We start from the raw sequence: 16,843 nt of genomic DNA, 5'->3' as shown, positions 1-16,843 counted from the left end.
CCTAACGAGCAGGAGCGCCGCCATGCAGTATCTTGAAGAATGGCTGGAGACCGACGATGGTCATTCGATTCCCGTCAAAGTCTGGCGACCTCGCCAGCCCGATCGAATTCTGGTCATTGTTCACGGCATGGCTGAACACGCCGCCCGGTATGCGCCCCTGGCGGAATGGCTGACTGAACAGCAGGTTGCCGTGGTCGCATTGGAACAACGCGGACACTCCGACGACTGCCCCGATGAAGACCTCGGTCATCTGGCCGACCACAACGGTTGGCAAAAAGCGGTCAGCGACGTCGGCCAGGTCATTGGCTACGCTCGCGAATTGGAACCGCAATTGCCGCTCACCCTTTTTGGTCATTCGATGGGCAGTTTTGTGGCTCAATGCGTGACTCAGCAATTCGGCGATGACCTTGATGCACTGGTGCTCGGCTCCACCAACCGCATCAACCGGCCGATGCTTGTAGCCTCCAAACAAGTGGTCAATCTGGTGGGTTTGCTGAGCGGCTTCCGCAACGCCAGTGGCTTTATTGAGACGGTCAATTTCGGCGCCTACAACCGCCACTTCAAACCCAACCGCACCGATTTCGACTGGATCAGTCGCGATACCGCCCAAGTCGATGCCTACATCGAAGACGCCTACTGCGGTTACGCCTGCACGCCGCGTTTGTGGAGCGATCTGATTGGCGGCATGTTGACGATTCGTCCCGAAACCTGGCCCAAGGATTTACCGGTGCATCTGATGTCTGGCACTGACGATGGTTTGGGCGAATGGGGCCGGGGTATCAAGCGCCACATCGAGGCGTTAAAGACTGCCGGGGTTCAGGTGGCCAGTGCGCGCTTATTTGAAGGTGGCCGGCACGAATTGATTAACGAGATTAACGCTGAGGAAGTCTGGCACTATCTGGCCAGTTGTCTGGCGCATCAAAGTCGTTCCGCTGAAGACATCAGCTGAACGCCTTTACCCCAATGCAGAGGTGGCGTTTTCGACACATATCTTTGATTTAAAAAGGAATTTTGATTTCAATCGACGTGCTTGATTTATTCAAAGATCCTAAGATTAAGCACATCCGCCAATCGCTGTAATAGCCTTCCATGGACGCTCCCAACTCTCCACCGATGCGAAGTATCCATGGATAACCTGATTAAAGGCCTTTAACTTGACCATCGGCGTCCATCTTCTGCTTAGTCGGCATAGATCAAAATTTAGTAGCGCTGTCACCGGTTTAGCTTTTTGAATGTTCATCTCTGTCGGCCGCTGCTAGCCGCTCGTACACTTGGCTACCAAGCCACTTCGACACTAAGTCCTGCATTTCCGGCTTGCTCATATAGTCAGTGAACAACTCCTCATTCAGCTCCATCCGCTCAATAAATAAGGATTCCAGCACCTGTTGAAACACGAGTTGGAATTTATCTAAGGAATTAACCCCCGCTGCCTTTTGCAATGACTCATTCTGGCTTGCAGCTTCGGCAATCTGATCGAAGAACAACTGATCTGCATCGTTCAATTCACCGCCGAATCGCTGATTGATAATGTCGATCAGGCGTGACAACGAAACGGACTCCTCACGTACCATGCCTGAGCCCACCTCTCGCGGGCCATCGAGCGGTTTGGCATAACCTTCATTGAGACTGATCGAGCCTTCGCTGATTTTCTGCAAACGGTAGTAATCAAGCTCCACTTCCTCATCGAACTGATAGCCTGGCCCGCTCTTGCGTTTGGGCAACTTTAAAGCGAGATGACGCAGATAGGTGAAGAGCTTTTCCAAATCGCTATCTTGATAGGGAATCACCTGACTCAGGAAACCGTACAAATTGCGAAAGGCCTGCAGTTTGCTGCGCCACAATTCAGCTTCATCTTCTTCAGTGTTCTGAAACTGCACAAAGCGTACGACCGCCTGATCAAGAATCGCATTCATCAACTTGTGGTCGCCGGGGCTCTGCCGGCGCTTCGGCGCAAAGAACACCTGCGCAAACTCAGTAATCTCGGTTTGCAGGTAAATGCCCGAGGCATCCAGTTCGGCCTTCACCTCATAGAGCTTGTCCGGATCGACCTCCTCGCCCATTACCGATCCGTCATAGTACTGACGGAAAGCCTCCTGAATTTCCTCAGGCTTGTTGACGAAATCAAGCACGAATGTATCGTCCTTGAGTGGGTGTGTCCGGTTCAAGCGCGATAAGGTCTGCACCGCTTGAATACCCGCCAATCGCTTATCCACGTACATGGTGTGAAGCAGCGGTTGGTCAAAGCCAGTCTGGTATTTCTCAGCCACCAGCAGTACGCGGAAATCCGGTTTGGCGAAGTTGTCGGGCAACTCCTTTTCCTTCAGGCCGTTATTCATTTCCACTTCGGTGTAAGACTTGTCCGGGACCTTGTCGTCTTCCACAGCGCCCGAAAACGCCACAAGGCTCTTGATCGGGTAACCCTGTTCCAGGATATAGCGGTCGAACTCCTGCTTGTAACGCACCGCCTCCAGCCGCGAGCCAGTGACAACCATCGCTTTGGCATGTCCACCAATCTTATGTCGGGTAAACTGCTGGAAATGCTCGACTATAACCTCGGTCTTCTGGCCGATGTTATGTGGGTGCAAGCGCATGAAGCGGGCCAGAGCTTTGGCCGCCTTCTTACGCTCAACGTTTGGGTCGTCTTCGGCTTTCTTAACCAGCTTGTAAAAGGTTTTGTAGCTAACATAGCTCTTCAGCACATCCTCAATGAAATTCTCCTCAATCGCCTGGCGCATGGTGTAGCGATGGAAGGGTTCACCATTGCGACCAAAGATCGCCAGAGTCTTGTGCTTCGGCGTGGCAGTGAACGCAAAGAAACTCATGTTAGGCTGGTGGCCTCGTTTGGCCATGGAGCGGAACAGTCGTTCGAGTTCGAACTCGTCTTCCTCTTTGGCCATTTCCTGGGCCTTACGGCGCAGATCGGCACCGCCCAACACTCCCTTGAGCTCAGTTGCCGTTTCGCCAGACTGCGAGCTATGCGCCTCGTCGATGATCACCGCGTACTTACGCGTCGGTAGATGGCTTTTGCTGCCCTCACCACGTTCCTCATTGAGCTTGGCCAGTTGCTCTGTCACGAACGGAAACTTCTGCAGCGTAGTGATGATGATGGGTACGCCGGATTCAAGTGCTTCTGCGAGCTGGCGAGAGTCCTCGTCAATCTTTTGCACCACACCCTGGCGGTGATCGAATTGGTATATGGTGTTCTGCAACTGGCGGTCCAGTACCACGCGGTCCGTGATGACCACCACACTGTCGAACAGCCGTTCGTCGCTTTCGTTGTGCAGGCTGGACAGGCGATGCGCCAACCAGGCAATGGTGTTGCTCTTGCCACTGCCTGCTGAATGCTCTACCAAATAGTTATGCCCTGCGCCCTCGTTTGCGGAGGCTGCTACCATCTGACGTACTGCCTGCAACTGGTGGTAGCGCGGGAAAATCAGGCTTTCCTTACGCACTTTTTTACCGTCGTCCGTAGTCTTCTCTTCTATATTCAAGTGCAGAAAGCGAGCAAGCAGATCGAGCAGACTGTCACGCTGTAGTACTTCTTCCCACAAGTAGGCGGTTTTGTAGTTGCGGCCTTCATGGTCGGGTGGGTTACCGGCGCCACCATCCATGCCCCGATTAAAGGGCAGAAAGTAGGTAGACGAACCGGCCAAGCGAGTGGCCATGTGCGCTTCTTCGGTGTCTACCGCAAAATGCACCAACGTGCGTTTGGTAAACGTGAAGATGAGTTCCCGCGGGTCGCGGTCGTAACGGTACTGGTGGATAGCATTAGCCGCCGTTTGGCCGCTCAATGGGTTCTTAAGTTCTAGCGTCACCACTGGGATACCATTGACCGACAAGACCACATCCAGCGACTTTTCCGACTTTGGACTGAAGTGCAGTTGGCGGGTCAGCCCCAGTTGATTAGCTTTGTAGCGAGCTTCCAACTCTGGATTCAAGCCATGGGCAGGGCGAAAAAAAGCAATCCGCAGTGTCTTGCCGAAGCACTTGAAGCCGTGACGCACTGTGGCCAGTGTGCCATGGGTGTCTAGCCATTTGCACAGCGACTCCAGTACTCGAGCACCGGTCTGCTCGCCGTGCAGCGCTTCCAGTTTGTCCCACACCTTGGGTTGAGTAGTTCGGATGAAGTTCAACGCTTCATCAGGGAAGATGGCCCGTTCACGGTCGAAGGTTTTGGCATCGATCTGCTTGTATCCGTCATTCAGCAAGACAGCTTCGATGGCGGTTTCGAAAGCGGCTTCGCTGGTGCGTTTCATGCTTATCCCTCCGTTTGCGCAATGTACTTTGGAAGCAATTGCTTGAGTACAAAGCAGAACTCCTGCAGCCGTCCATTGCTATCGTGACTTTCAATGTTTGCCAGTGCGACTCTTGCTTCATTGATCGATAGAGGTCGGTTCTGAGTCCTTGACCCGAAACCGAAGAAACCATCAATTCTTGATTTTCTCAGTTGGCGCAGGGTCTTTTCATCCAACCCTAGCACCTTAATTGTTTCTGTCGCGTCTTCCTGGCCATCGGGATTGGGACGAATATGCCCGCTCCAAACGAAGCGAAAGCGCCGTTCGCAATCAACAGACAACGGTGATACAAACCGCTGCCTATCCCACCAATTTGCCTTAACCGGCGCCCCATATCCGTGTGACAAATCTCCGCCATCTGCGGGGAAACAAGCAACGACATTCCGATATTCAACATCTTCCCATTCAGCGCATTTACACTGCGGCTTGATGTGCTCGACATGAGATGAGCCAGCGTCGATTAACCGTCCCGTATACGCACAAAGCCAACCTTGTTCTTGAAGCAATTTGGACTTTAAGTCGTGAAAGGCTTCTGTTCCCTGTAGATCTCCATAGGCATGGTTAACTTTACTATTTTCATCACGCCACTCTGTAAGTCTCCGAGGTGGGTGCGTTTTTGTTATTCTTCTCATTCAGACCTCAGCAGCTCGAATCGGTCTAACAGCGCGCTGACTTCCTGCAAGTCAGGGAAATCGCCTATATCGGCACGCAGTTGCTCCGCAAGGGTACGTGCCTCGTCCAATCTATCTTCATCAATTGCTTGATAAACAGCAGAAAGACGCTGCTCCGTCTCGTAATCACGAGCAGGAACTCCCATGATGTTCTGCAATATCCAACTGCTATCCATGCCAAAGGACTGTGATGCATTGGCCGCGACGACCTTTCCTGAATTGTTGTGGTGCAATAGCCGAAGCTTCTCAGACTTGACCTGTCCAATGACTTGAGGTGAATGGGTGGAGACCACGAACTGACATCGAGTGAAAGTATTCTGAAGCAACCTTAATACTCGACGTTGCCAGCTCGGATGCAAGTGCAGTTCGATCTCATCTATCAGGACAAGCGCCACACCCTCAGCAATAGGGTTATCACTGTCTGGATTGGCGATAGCCAAGCGCCGAGTTAGGTCAAAAACCAGTGCCAACAGGCCACGCTCACCATCGGATAGTTGCTCAAGAAACAACAGCTGGCCGCTCTTTATCACGCTGAATCTTGGCGGTCTTCCTTCGTGCAGCGTGAGGTCACTAACTTCTGGGAGGAAAGTCTTGATTGCTTGTTCGAGTTGCTGAAATAACCGCTCTTTCGTAGCAGCCGCAAAGTCGGAAACAACGACCCGATACCAGCTGGCAAAATCGTTGAGCGACACTTCCAGTTGATTGAGCGCTTTGTCATAGGCAGTCGTTATATCCAGCTTCCTGGTTTTTGGCAGCATAGGTGGAAGTCGGGACAAAAAACGTGACGTTGTATAGAACACCGCAAATGGCTGCTGACGCCCTTTCTTCAAAACGGCAACCAGTTCATCTGCATCCATCGCTGCGTCACTGGGCAAGATATGGACAGTTGGGATGTCCGAGACTGGATCGAGCTGATTTTCAATCACCCTGATTTCGTCGATGATTTCCTGCTCATCTTTCGAGCCCTTCTTTGTCTCGCGTCTGGCAAAACGCAAGTCGTCTCGGCGCTTTGTCAGCGTCTCTACTTTATCAACAGGTAGAGGAGCCGGACGATTCAAATCAGTAGTGACCTGCGCCGAATCTAGGTCAAGCGTGACTAATATGGATAGTCCAGGCTTGCCCGATTGAACATCGGTATCACTCAAGCCCCGCGGAGATTCTCTGGAAACAGTGAACTCGGACAGCGCCAACGATAACGCACTTGCCAAAGCCTTCAAGACGCCCGTTTTACCAACTCCATTCACCCCCGCAATGACCGTCACGTCATCGGCAAAGCTAATTTCGAACTGATCGAAACCTCTATAGTTGGCAAGAGTGAGTTTTCTTAATTTCATTCGGCCATGTCCTTCAATGGAATTTGACCGGTAACAGCATCAGTGATTAGTGCTGTGCGACGTTCTTTTGCTAAGTCGATCGAATGGCGAAGCAGGTTCTCCATATGCAACATTTCTGATCGCTGTCGTTGGATAAACTTCACAATAGTGAGCTGTTCTTCAACAGGCGGGTAAGGAAAATGGAAAGAGAGAAAAGCCTCAGTGTATAGGCGCAAAAATCCCTGTTCACCTGTTCCCAAGCCTTTTGAAGAGGATCTGAATACTGCCTGAAGTAGCGAAGTCTTAAACAACTCAAGGAAGTACTCAATGGAAAGCTCTCGATCTACAACTTCAAATACTGCGTAATCAGGACTAACCAAACCTGACTCTGTAGCTACCGCAATTAGGCCACTGGCGGCACGCATTCGATTGATCACCATTTGACCTGGCTCAATCTTCTTAAACCCGATAACGTCACTTGCTTCCAGTGGTTTTTCTGAAACTTCGTGATGAGGCACGAGTCCTTTTCCCATTCGCAAAGAAAGAAGTGTCTCTTTCCCAGTCTTTGTCCGCTTATCAACCTCCTGAAATAACCCCTTCGCTCGTGGCTCCTCCCAATGTGCCGGAATCTCGCCTAACCATTCTAAGCCGGAAGGTTTGAACGGGATATTGGGGTCAAGGCCACGGGTGACAATTTGGCTGATAAGGACTGCGCGCTTTTCTTCCAACAACGCCAACATGTGTTGCTTTTCGGCAATCAACCCGTCGATGCGGGAAGTTTCACGATCGAGGTAGTTGGAGATGAAACACTGTGACTGCTCATCCGGAAAAGACAGAACCAAATTGCCTAAATCTTCGGCAGAGACTGCTTCATACGTCGAGCCCGTTGCGACTTCTTTTAGCTTCGCTCGATGGTGATGCATGGCCCACCAGCCGAACCGGGGTTCAATATTGATCCATTTCACAGCACAAAGTCCGCGACCAATCCCATATGGTTGATCGGCAATATTCAAGGCGCCAACTGGAGCGCGAACTGAAACTAGCAAGTCACCATTCATGGCAGCTTTGGGCGGATTGTTGCAGGTGTGCTTGTAGCTTGGCGACACTGCTCCGAACTCGGCGTTACCCTGCAGGAATGGTAGGCCATCGCCCTCGTCGAATCTGGTGACGGCTTCTGAAGGTGGTGACTGTCCCATGTTCAATTGGGCAAGGTACTTGAGACGGCAATGTTTGATAGCAATTGCTAGGCTCACTTTGTCACCTCACCTAGCAAGCTCAATATCCGCTTCTCCACTTCAGCCAACTCGGTATCGATTTCTGCCAACGGGCGCGGTGGTTGGTACTGGAAGAATACGCGGTTGAAGTTGATCTCGTAGCCCACTTTTCCGATACCGCCGTCCAGGTCGTCCAGCGTCTCGCGGTCGATCCAGGCATCGGCTAGATAAGGGCGCACTTCGCGAAGCACATAGCTAACGATGTCTTCTTTGAGTGGAATGTTCTCGAAGTCTTTTAGCGCTGGATCAGATTCGAACTCGATGAAGCCTTTCTTCCCATCCTCGTGTAGGCCGAGCAGGATATGCAGACCTTGTGTGGTTAAGTCAGTGGGCAGGGTCTGGGAGGGGAAGTAACTAGTACCTCCCATAGGATCCGCCTTGAAGCGTTTCGCAATCACCGGCTCAGCATCCGGGTCTACGGTGGTAAAACAGTCACGGAATATTTTTTTCTGCGCAGAACCCTTAGCACCCTTGGCCCAACTTTCCATTTCGTCGGGCAGGGTTTTGAACACTTTTTGCACGGTGGCCCAAGCCTGGTTCCAGTCCAAGAGCGGTTCAGTACCGAGTTCATCCTGTACTGCTTGAAGGGCGTCAAACAGTTCAGGGCAGGTGTTGAGGAAGCGCTCGCGGGCTTCGTCGTTAATCTGGAAGCGCAGACGCAAAGGACGCAGTACTGTGATGCGCCGATAACCGAAGTCAGTGTTGTCAAACACGCGACTGGTCTGACTGTTTTCCAATCCTCCATGTTCACGGGTAACGGCATCGAGCGCGACTGAGTCAAGATAGCGACGTTTGTCACCGAGACTGCGTTTCATGGGTTTAAAGCGTTCACGGGCGTCGATCAGTTGGATCTCGCCTTTTCGGTGCTCGGCCTTGCGATTGCTGACCACCCAAATGAAGGTGCCGATGCCGGTGTTGTAGAACATCTGCTCTGGCAGGGCAACGATGGCTTCGAGTTGGTCACTCTCAATGATCCAGCGACGAATCTCACTTTCGCCACTGCCGGCACCGCCAGTAAATAGCGGCGAACCATTGAACACGATGGCGGTACGCGAGCCGGGATTGTTCCGATCGCCGGGCTTATAGTCCTGGAACTTGCTCATCATGTAGAGCAGGAACAATAGGGCACCATCGTTGATGCGCGGCAGCTTACCGCTGTAGCCCCTAAAGTTGGACCAAGTGTCGATAATTTTCTTCTCAGCTTTCCAGTCCACACCGAAAGGTGGATTGGCCAGCAGGTAGTCAAAGCGCTGGTCCGGAAACGGATCGTCGGTGAGGGTATTGCCCAACACCACCTGCCCATCCTTATGGCCCTTGATCAACAGGTCAGATGCAGCCACGGCGTAGGAGCGCGGGTTGTAATCTTGCCCGAAGACCTTAACCGTCGCGTGCTCGTTGTGGTCACGGATCCAGTTTTGCGCTTCGGCCAGCATGCCACCAGTGCCGCAGGCCGGGTCGCAGATGGTGACAATCACACCGGCTTGAGTGAGCACATTGGTGTCGGGTTCAAGTAGCAGGTTAACCATTAGCTGGATGACTTCACGCGGGGTAAAGTGGTCGCCTGCAGTTTCGTTGGCGGCTTCATTGAAGCGCCGAATCAGGTCTTCAAAGACTAGACCCATGCTGATGTTGTCGACGTGATTGGGGTGCAAGTCGATCTCAGCGAACCGGGACACCACCTGGTAGAGGCGGTTGGATTCTTCGAGCTTCTCGATCTCCTTGTCGAACTCGAAGCGCTCGAATATCTTGCGGACGTTTTCGGAAAAGCCGGCGATGTAGTCCGCCAGGTGACGACCGATGTTGTCGGGGTCGCCTTTCAATTTGTAAAAATCGAGCTGACTATGGTTATGGAAGCCTAGTGACGTGCCATCTTCATCTTTTGCCAGATTGTTGAGGACAGCATCGATGTTGGAGATGTTTTTCGCACTGAGCTCCTGATAGCGCGCGAGCACCGCCTCCTTACTCGGTGCCAGCACGGCATCGAAACGGCGCAGCACGGTGAGCGGCAACATGACGCGCTCGTACTGTGGCGGGCGGTAGGGGCCGCGCAAGAGGTCGGCCACCGACCAGATGAAATTGGCGAGTTGCTGAAAGTTAACACTCATTGTTATTAAACCATCTACTTATTAATTAGGCTGGCCAGTACAGCCGTTTCAAGGGAACGATCCGCTTAGTTTCTGTGTCGGTCCCATCGTAATGCTCAATCAACGCCCGCACTACGTGGTCCAGAGTCCACATCGCCAACGGAATGGAAGCGCGGTCGGCTTCGTATAGAGCGTCCTTACTGAAACCGCCCGTACTGACGTATAGCCCGCGATCATCCTTGTGGCGGCCACCAAGGAAGCTGCGGATTTCTTGGCTACCCATCTGACCCTTGCGATGTTTGACCTCTACGACGATACGCGGGTGTTCAAAGCCAAAGCCATCTGGCGATGCCACTATATCCTTTCCGCGGTCCGAGCCGGGAGGGGAAACTTGAGTTTTGTAGCCCATGGCTCGCAGGATACCAGCGACCAGTTGCTGCATATCGTCCCAATCAAGCTCATTGACCCGATCCTTAATGCGTTCTAGTGCTTGAGACTCAATGTCGGCCAGAGGATCGGCAATAACTTCCTCTGCTTCATCATCCAAAGCCGGCACTTTTTCTCCCTGCAGCACTGCTAAAACATCGTCTGCCGCTCTGGGTGGTACTTCGAACAGGGTCAGGGTTGAACCTAGGCTGTTCTTTGTACTGGTAGTCAAGCTGTCGCGTTGCAGCTCTTCTGATTGCCACCGCACCTTGCGCGCTAATGACATACCTTGCTCGGCCCACTCTGGATAGTGCTCGGCTGGTCCAATAATTGTTCCAATTGAGTACAAGCGATTAGCTGGTGAATATGTGATGACCCTATCACCATCCTGCATCTCATTGACGAAGCGCCAGACCTGGGATGCGCCCGAAACTACAGTCCCTTGTTTTGCCTGTGGTTCAGCAGACTTGTACAGGGAAATTAACTGCTGACGCTCGATACCAGGTTTGGCATGTACAGCCAATTGATTCCAGCCCAGAGCAGCCACGCCATGTTCTCTAAAGGCGTCATATAAACTGCCACCATCACCGCGTACCATCCACATCCTGGTCATCGTTTTCCCTCTCATATTAATACCCATCAATTCAGCACGACCGGAAATTCGGTCGCTTATACATCCCGGACGTTAAGCCGCAGCCAATCAAGCCTGTAATCGGACATGCATTTCAAGGTGCACGATAGGTTTGGCACATTGCGGCCAGTGATTCTAGGGACGGATCCAAATACTGAGAGCTTCGCTTCCATATGGCGGCAAACCTTCTGGCCGCAAGATACCCACAATTCAGCGTTTCATGATCGCTAATTCAATGATGCTTTGATCCGAAACTGTATCAGTGTCTGATAATCATCGTCGATTTTAAGTGTCTGCCGGAAAAACAAGGGAACGACCTACTTAAAAAGAGGCCCCAACGCCCCAAATGGACTTACCTCAACAGATTCCTCGACGGTGCCAGCCGATAGATGTGGTCGGAACAGACCTACAGACATCTTTGGATATCCTTGGACATCACATCATTTACCAATACAGAAACTGGAAAAAATCCGCCCCAGCAAATCGTCCGAACTGAATTCACCGGTGATTTCACCCAACGCCTGCTGCGCCTGACGCAAATCTTCCGCCAGTAACTCACCGGCTGCGGCACCAGCTAGTTGCTCGCGACCGGCGGCGATAAACCGCTGCGCCTGTTGCAAGGCTTCCAGGTGACGGCGACGAGCAATAAAGCCACCTTCCTGAGTGCTGTCGTAACCCATCAAGTGTTTGAGGTGATCACGCAAGGCATCGAGCCCCACCCCCGATTGCGCCGATAAACGCACCACCGGTGTGGTCAAAGCTGTGGATAACCCTGGGGATTCCTGATTCAGATCGATCTTGTTACGCACCACCGTAAGCGCCGCCTCAGGCGGCAAACGATGTACGAATTCGGGCCAGATTTGCGCCGGTTCGAGCGCGTCGGTTTCGGTCGCATCGACCATGAGCAGGACCCGATCGGCCTGTTCGATCTCGTTCCAGGCACGCTCCACACCCAGGCGCTCCACTTCATCGGGTGCATCGCGCAAACCGGCGGTATCGATGATGTGTAACGGCATACCATCGATGTGGATATGTTCGCGCAGTACATCGCGTGTGGTGCCGGCAATATCGGTGACGATGGCACGATCCTGTCCGGCCAGCGCATTCAACAGGCTGCTTTTACCCGCATTGGGACGACCGGCGATCACCACACTCATGCCGTCGCGCATCAGGCTGCCCTGATTCGCAGTGGCTAACACCCGTTGCAAATGATCGGACACGGCATCGAGATCGGCCTGAACCCGGCCGTCGGACAGAAAATCGATTTCCTCTTCGGGAAAATCAATGGCCGCTTCGACATAGATACGCAGCTCAATCAATCGCTCAACCAACGTCTGCACTTCACGCGAAAACGCGCCTTGCAATGAACGTACGGCAGACCGCGCTGCGGCCGTTGATGAGGCATCAATCAGATCAGCAATGGCCTCGGCCTGGGCCAGATCGAGTTTGTCGTTTAAAAATGCGCGTTCGGAAAATTCACCCGGCCGCGCCAGACGCGCACCCAGATCAAGCAGGCGCTGAATCAGCAGATCGAGAATAACGGGGCCACCATGCCCCTGAAGCTCGAGCACGTCTTCGCCGGTAAACGAATTCGGGCCCGGGAAAAACAGACCGATGCCTTCGTCCAGAACCTGGCCGTCAGCATCGTAGAAAGCGCCATGGTAAGCATAGCGGGGCGGCAGATCGCGCCCGATAATGGTCCGGCATAGCTCGCCGGCCTTGGATCCGGATACCCGGATAATGCCAACCCCGCCGCGACCGGGCGGGGTGGCCAACGCACAGATGGTGTCTGTGGTTATCGTCACTGAGCCTTCTTCGCTTCCGCCTTTTCAAACTGGCGGTTAACGATCCATTGCTGAACGATGGTGGTGACGTTATTGACGAACCAGTACAGGGTCAGACCGGCCGGGAACCAAAGGAACATAAAGGTGAATACCACTGGCATCATCTTCATGATCCGCGCCTGCGTCGGATCCATGGTCGGCTGCTGTTGCATTTGCATCTGCAGGAACATGGACGCGCCCATCAACAGCGGCAACACAAAGAACGGATCTTTGATCGACAAATCTTCGATCCAGAAAATAAACGGCGACTGACGCAGTTCAACCGATTCTTTCAATACCCAGTACAGCGCAATAAAGACCGGCATCTGAATCAGGATCGGCAAACAGCCGCCCATCGGATTCAGTTTTTCCTTGCGGTACAGCTTCATCATTTCCTGACCAAGCTGCTGGCGATCATCGCCATATTGCTCACGCAGCTGCGTCATCTTCGGCGCGAACTTGCGCATCTTCGCCATGGAACGATAGCTGGACGCGGTCAGCGGGTAGAGCACGATTTTGACCGTCAGGGTCATCAAAACAATCGCCCAGCCCCAGTTACCGACCAGCGAATGCATGAATTCCAGCAGGTGGAACAACGGCTGAGCAGCCCACCACAGCCAACCGTAATCAACAGTCAGATTCAGGTTCGGAGCAATGGCTTCCAAACGTTCCTGAACTTTTGGACCTACGTACAGATCCGCGCCGGTTGAGGCACTCTCGCCGGGTGCCAACGTGACTGTCGGTGATTGGAAACCGGCGTAGTACAAGCCGTTATTCAACTGACGGGCGTAATAGTTGTGGGTCTGATCACTGGCCGGCACCCAAGCCGATTCAAAGTAGTGCTGCAGAAAGGCAATCCAGCCACCTTCCTGACTGACACGGAACGTTTCGTCTTCCATGTCACCAAACTTGATCTTCTTATAGCGGTCATCGGGTGTGGTGGTTGCCACGCCCAGATAAGACGCCATACCAATGCCGCCGCCCTGGCTTGGATCGTCGGAACGGTCGCGTTTGATCTGACCAAAGAGATTGGCGCTGCGCGATTCGCTGGCGTTGTTGGTCAGGTCATAACGCACATTGATCAGGTAGCTACCGCGAGTCAGGGTAAAGACCTTGTTCACCACCAGGCCATTGTCGGCGGCGTAACTCAAGGTAACTTCCAGTTCTTCGCTGCCGTCGGACAGACGATAACTTGATTGCGCTGTTTCAAAACTGGCGCGACCGTCAGTATCAATGCCGTCTTCACCCACCAGACCACTCATGGCGGTGTAGGTGCGTTGCTGGTTTTCCAGAATGGTGAACGGACGATCCGGCGTATTCGCATGCTGCGGATACTTCGGCAGGCTGGCAAAAACGATGTCGCCGCCATTGAGATCAATGCGCAGATTCAACACATCGGTGCGCACATCAATCACCGTGCCACTGACCGACGATTCGTTTTGAACCACCTGGTTGGTCTCGCCACCTTCCGCTGTGGCCGTTGGCACTTCACTGCTTCCTGCAGCGGCAACCGGCACATCGCTAACAGTCGATTGACTGCTGACAGCCTGTTGTTCCGGGGCTGAATCCGAGTAGTCGCTAGACCACTGCAAAATCATCATGTAGGAGACCACGGCAAGACCCGCGATCAGGAGGATACGACGCACATCCATAATCAGTTTCCAGTCAGATCATTCGTCCCGGAATCGCGTAAAACCGCCGTCTGGACTGTAACAAAAGCCAGATTAGAAAGAGGAAGGCAGTTGGCGCCGGGCTGGGTAAAAAAGCGCCGAAATGGTACCTGTCAAAGGGGGGATTTGCCAGCCAAAAGGCGCTTATTCAGCCGCCGCTGTTTGGCTTTTATGCCAACGCCGCGTCAGGCGTTGCAGTTGCTTGGCAATCAATCGATGCAGATCTTCTTTACTGAGCTGATCAATACCCGGCCGGGCCATCAAGATGATGTCCAGCTGAGGCCAGTCGGCATAGTGAGTGCGGAAGATTTCACGAGCAATGCGTTTGACGCGATTGCGTGCGACAGCGCTGCGGCAATTCTTGCGAGAGATAATAAAACCAAGACGAGCCTGAGCATCGGCATTGGTTCGAGCGAGCAGCAACAGTTCGGGGCAGGCGGCTTTGACATCAACCTGGTCAAAGACCGAACGGAAATCCCCGGCTGTCAGTAGACGATGGGCACGAGGATGTCCGTTTACAACCATCTTAGACGGTCAGTGCAGCCCGTCCGCGAGCACGACGACGTGCCAGAACCTTACGACCGTTCTTGGTAGCCATGCGGGCACGGAAGCCGTGAGTACGCTTGCGCTTCAGGACGCTGGGTTGAAATGTACGTTTCATATGGGTTCTCACCACAAGATTGGGAAGCAAGGCTTCCGGTTAAGACTTTGGCTCGATGCGGACTTTGCACCGACCCCTGAATTTGGATCGCGGATTCTAAAGGCTTTGTCGTTCTACTTCAATGTCCATTTTATGTTCAATGGTCGTTCGGTCTGAGTGAGACAGATAAATAAGATTATTAGGTAAGGTATGTATGAAAGGATTGTATGTATTTGTTCATTGTTAGTACCGCCAATTTCTGTGGTTAAGCAAAAAAAACCTATATAAAACAATAAGATAGAGACATAACATCTGCATTGAGAAGGCGGGAGTTAAGCGGGCACGACCGGTGTGCGAACTGTGTATAACTACCCTTGTTTTCCACAGCCTGAGTTATTCATTCGCTTTTCAGTACTTGCACACAGCCTTGTAAGCCTGCTTACCCACAGACCTTTCCAAAGCCAATCGTCTGATAAGTTATTGATTCTTTAACCAAAAAAGCAGTTACGTTTGAGAAGCGGTAACGACTGGCAAGGGCCCGGCGGTCAAGTTAGAATGGCAGGCCATTTCCCAGACCCGTTCGGAGTGTCCGTGCCCGAGTCAGCCTGGCATCAATGCCTGGATCTGTTGCGTGGCGAGGTCCCGTCGCATCAGTTCAACACCTGGATCCGTCCTCTGAGCCATCGTTTGGATGGTGATGCATTGGTCTTGCAGGCACCGAATCGATTTGTGGGTAACTGGGTGCGCGATAAGTACCTGCATCGCATTGAGGAATTGATGGTTCAGTTTGGCGCCGTCAATACTGAGGTATTGGTGGAAGTCAAAGGGGCGACTGCAACGGCACCGACCCGGGCGGCTACTGCGACACCGGTAGCGCAAAAGCCGGTGAACGAAACGACGACACCGGTAGCAGAACCGGCGGCCCAGCTGGCCGACCGTCTGGCACCAGAGCCAGTGCAGACAACTGGCGCCAAGCGTGGCAAAGGTAAGTTCCAGTCGTACCTGAATCCGAGTTTTACCTTCACTTCCTTTGTGGAAGGTAAATCGAACCAGCTGGCCCTGGCAGCGAGTCAACAGGTTGCTGATAACGCTGGCGGTGCTTACAACCCACTCTTTATATACGGTGGCGTAGGTCTGGGTAAGACGCACTTGATGCAGGCGATTGGTAATCGCATTGTTGAGCAGAACCCCAGTGCCAAGGTGGTCTATCTGCATTCAGAACGGTTTGTGGCCGACATGGTGAAAGCGTTACAGCTCAATGCCATGGCAGAGTTCAAGCGTTTCTATCGCAGTCTGGATGCATTGCTGATCGATGACATTCAGTTCTTTGCTAAGAAAGACCGTTCCCAGGAAGAATTTTTTCACACCTTTAATGCGCTATTGGAAGGCAATCAACAGGTGATTTTGACCTGTGATCGTTACCCAAAAGAAATTGAAGGTCTGGAAGACCGCTTAAAGAGTCGATTTGGATGGGGGTTAACGGTTGCAGTCGAGCCGCCTGATCTGGAAACTCGGGTCGCTATTTTGATGAAGAAGGCAGAAAAAGCACGGGTGAAGTTGCCCGGTGATGCTGCCTTTTTTATTGCCCAGCGCATTCGTTCCAATGTTCGTGAATTGGAAGGGGCATTAAAACGCGTGGTGGCCAATGCACAATTTACCGGTGCCGCTATTGATACGGCCTTCGTTAAGGAATCCCTGAAGGATCTCTTGGCGTTGCAGGACAAACAGGTCAGTATTGAAAACATTCAGCGCACCGTGGCCGAATATTACAAAATTAAAATCTCCGATCTGCATTCCAAACGACGCAGTCGCAGTATTGCCCGTCCTCGTCAGGTTGCGATGGCTTTGGCCAAAGAACTGACTCAGCACAGCTTGCCAGAAATTGGTGAAGCCTTTGGTGGGCGCGACCATACGACCGTTTTGCACGCTTGCCGTAAGGTGAAGGAATTGCGCGAAACGACCGGAGACATTAATGAAGATTACAACAACCTGTTACGAACGCTGACCACCTGATAT

At 52.6% G+C, this 16,843-nt stretch carries 12 protein-coding genes; 2 read left to right on the top strand and 10 right to left on the bottom strand.

The features are described from left to right. Positions 1–22: 22 nt before the first annotated feature. Positions 23–949, top strand: a complete 927-nt coding sequence (locus tag BGP77_RS05200) for an alpha/beta fold hydrolase (protein WP_108163657.1) — start codon at positions 23–25, stop codon at positions 947–949. Positions 950–1,220: 271 nt separating this feature from the next. On the opposite strand, the gene BGP77_RS05195 is transcribed toward BGP77_RS05200, so the two are convergent. The 10 genes from BGP77_RS05195 to rpmH form a co-directional block, all read right to left on the bottom strand. After that, positions 1,221–4,256 carry a type I restriction endonuclease subunit R gene (locus tag BGP77_RS05195; protein WP_108163656.1) on the bottom strand — a complete coding sequence of 1,012 codons (3,036 nt, stop codon included), beginning with the start codon at positions 4,254–4,256 and terminating at the stop codon, positions 1,221–1,223. Between the two features lie 2 nt (positions 4,257–4,258). Continuing rightward, entirely contained in the window at positions 4,259–4,927 is a 669-nt protein-coding gene (locus BGP77_RS05190; protein WP_108163655.1) for a retron system putative HNH endonuclease, read from the bottom strand. Then, positions 4,924–6,300 carry an AAA family ATPase gene (locus tag BGP77_RS05185; RefSeq protein ID WP_108163654.1) on the bottom strand — a complete coding sequence of 459 codons (1,377 nt, stop codon included), beginning with the start codon at positions 6,298–6,300 and terminating at the stop codon, positions 4,924–4,926. The genes BGP77_RS05190 and BGP77_RS05185 overlap by 4 nt, the downstream gene beginning before the upstream one ends. Next, complete coding sequence (locus BGP77_RS05180; RefSeq protein ID WP_108163653.1) at positions 6,297–7,532, bottom strand: restriction endonuclease subunit S; 1,236 nt, start codon at positions 7,530–7,532, stop codon at positions 6,297–6,299. The genes BGP77_RS05185 and BGP77_RS05180 overlap by 4 nt, the downstream gene beginning before the upstream one ends. Continuing rightward, positions 7,529–9,658, bottom strand: a complete 2,130-nt coding sequence (locus tag BGP77_RS05175; RefSeq protein WP_108163652.1) for a class I SAM-dependent DNA methyltransferase — start codon at positions 9,656–9,658, stop codon at positions 7,529–7,531. The genes BGP77_RS05180 and BGP77_RS05175 overlap by 4 nt, the downstream gene beginning before the upstream one ends. 25 nt (positions 9,659–9,683) lie before the next feature. Next, complete coding sequence (locus tag BGP77_RS05170) at positions 9,684–10,667, bottom strand: restriction endonuclease (RefSeq protein WP_233252305.1); 984 nt, start codon at positions 10,665–10,667, stop codon at positions 9,684–9,686. Positions 10,668–11,134: 467 nt separating this feature from the next. Then, positions 11,135–12,499: a tRNA uridine-5-carboxymethylaminomethyl(34) synthesis GTPase MnmE gene (gene mnmE / locus BGP77_RS05160; RefSeq protein ID WP_108163650.1), complete on the bottom strand. Its 1,365-nt coding sequence runs from the start codon at positions 12,497–12,499 to the stop codon at positions 11,135–11,137. Beyond that, a complete protein-coding gene (gene yidC, locus BGP77_RS05155) occupies positions 12,496–14,169 on the bottom strand; it encodes a membrane protein insertase YidC (RefSeq protein WP_108163649.1) in 1,674 nt (557 codons plus the stop codon). Before yidC ends, mnmE begins: the two co-directional genes overlap by 4 nt. Positions 14,170–14,331: 162 nt before the next feature. After that, complete coding sequence (rnpA, locus tag BGP77_RS05150) at positions 14,332–14,712, bottom strand: ribonuclease P protein component (RefSeq protein ID WP_108163648.1); 381 nt, start codon at positions 14,710–14,712, stop codon at positions 14,332–14,334. Between the two features lies 1 nt (position 14,713). Then, positions 14,714–14,848 carry a 50S ribosomal protein L34 gene (gene rpmH / locus BGP77_RS05145; RefSeq protein ID WP_108126598.1) on the bottom strand — a complete coding sequence of 45 codons (135 nt, stop codon included), beginning with the start codon at positions 14,846–14,848 and terminating at the stop codon, positions 14,714–14,716. Positions 14,849–15,418: 570 nt separating this feature from the next. On the opposite strand from rpmH, the gene dnaA reads away from it, so the two are divergent. After that, a complete protein-coding gene (gene dnaA / locus BGP77_RS05140) occupies positions 15,419–16,840 on the top strand; it encodes a chromosomal replication initiator protein DnaA (protein ID WP_233252304.1) in 1,422 nt (473 codons plus the stop codon). The last annotated feature ends 3 nt before the right edge of the window (positions 16,841–16,843 follow it).

The organism is Saccharospirillum sp. MSK14-1 (assembly GCF_003054965.1).
Taxonomy (GTDB): domain Bacteria; phylum Pseudomonadota; class Gammaproteobacteria; order Pseudomonadales; family Natronospirillaceae; genus Saccharospirillum.
Note: the sequence above shows the minus strand (reverse complement) of the source record. Positions and strands in the feature narration are given on the sequence as shown.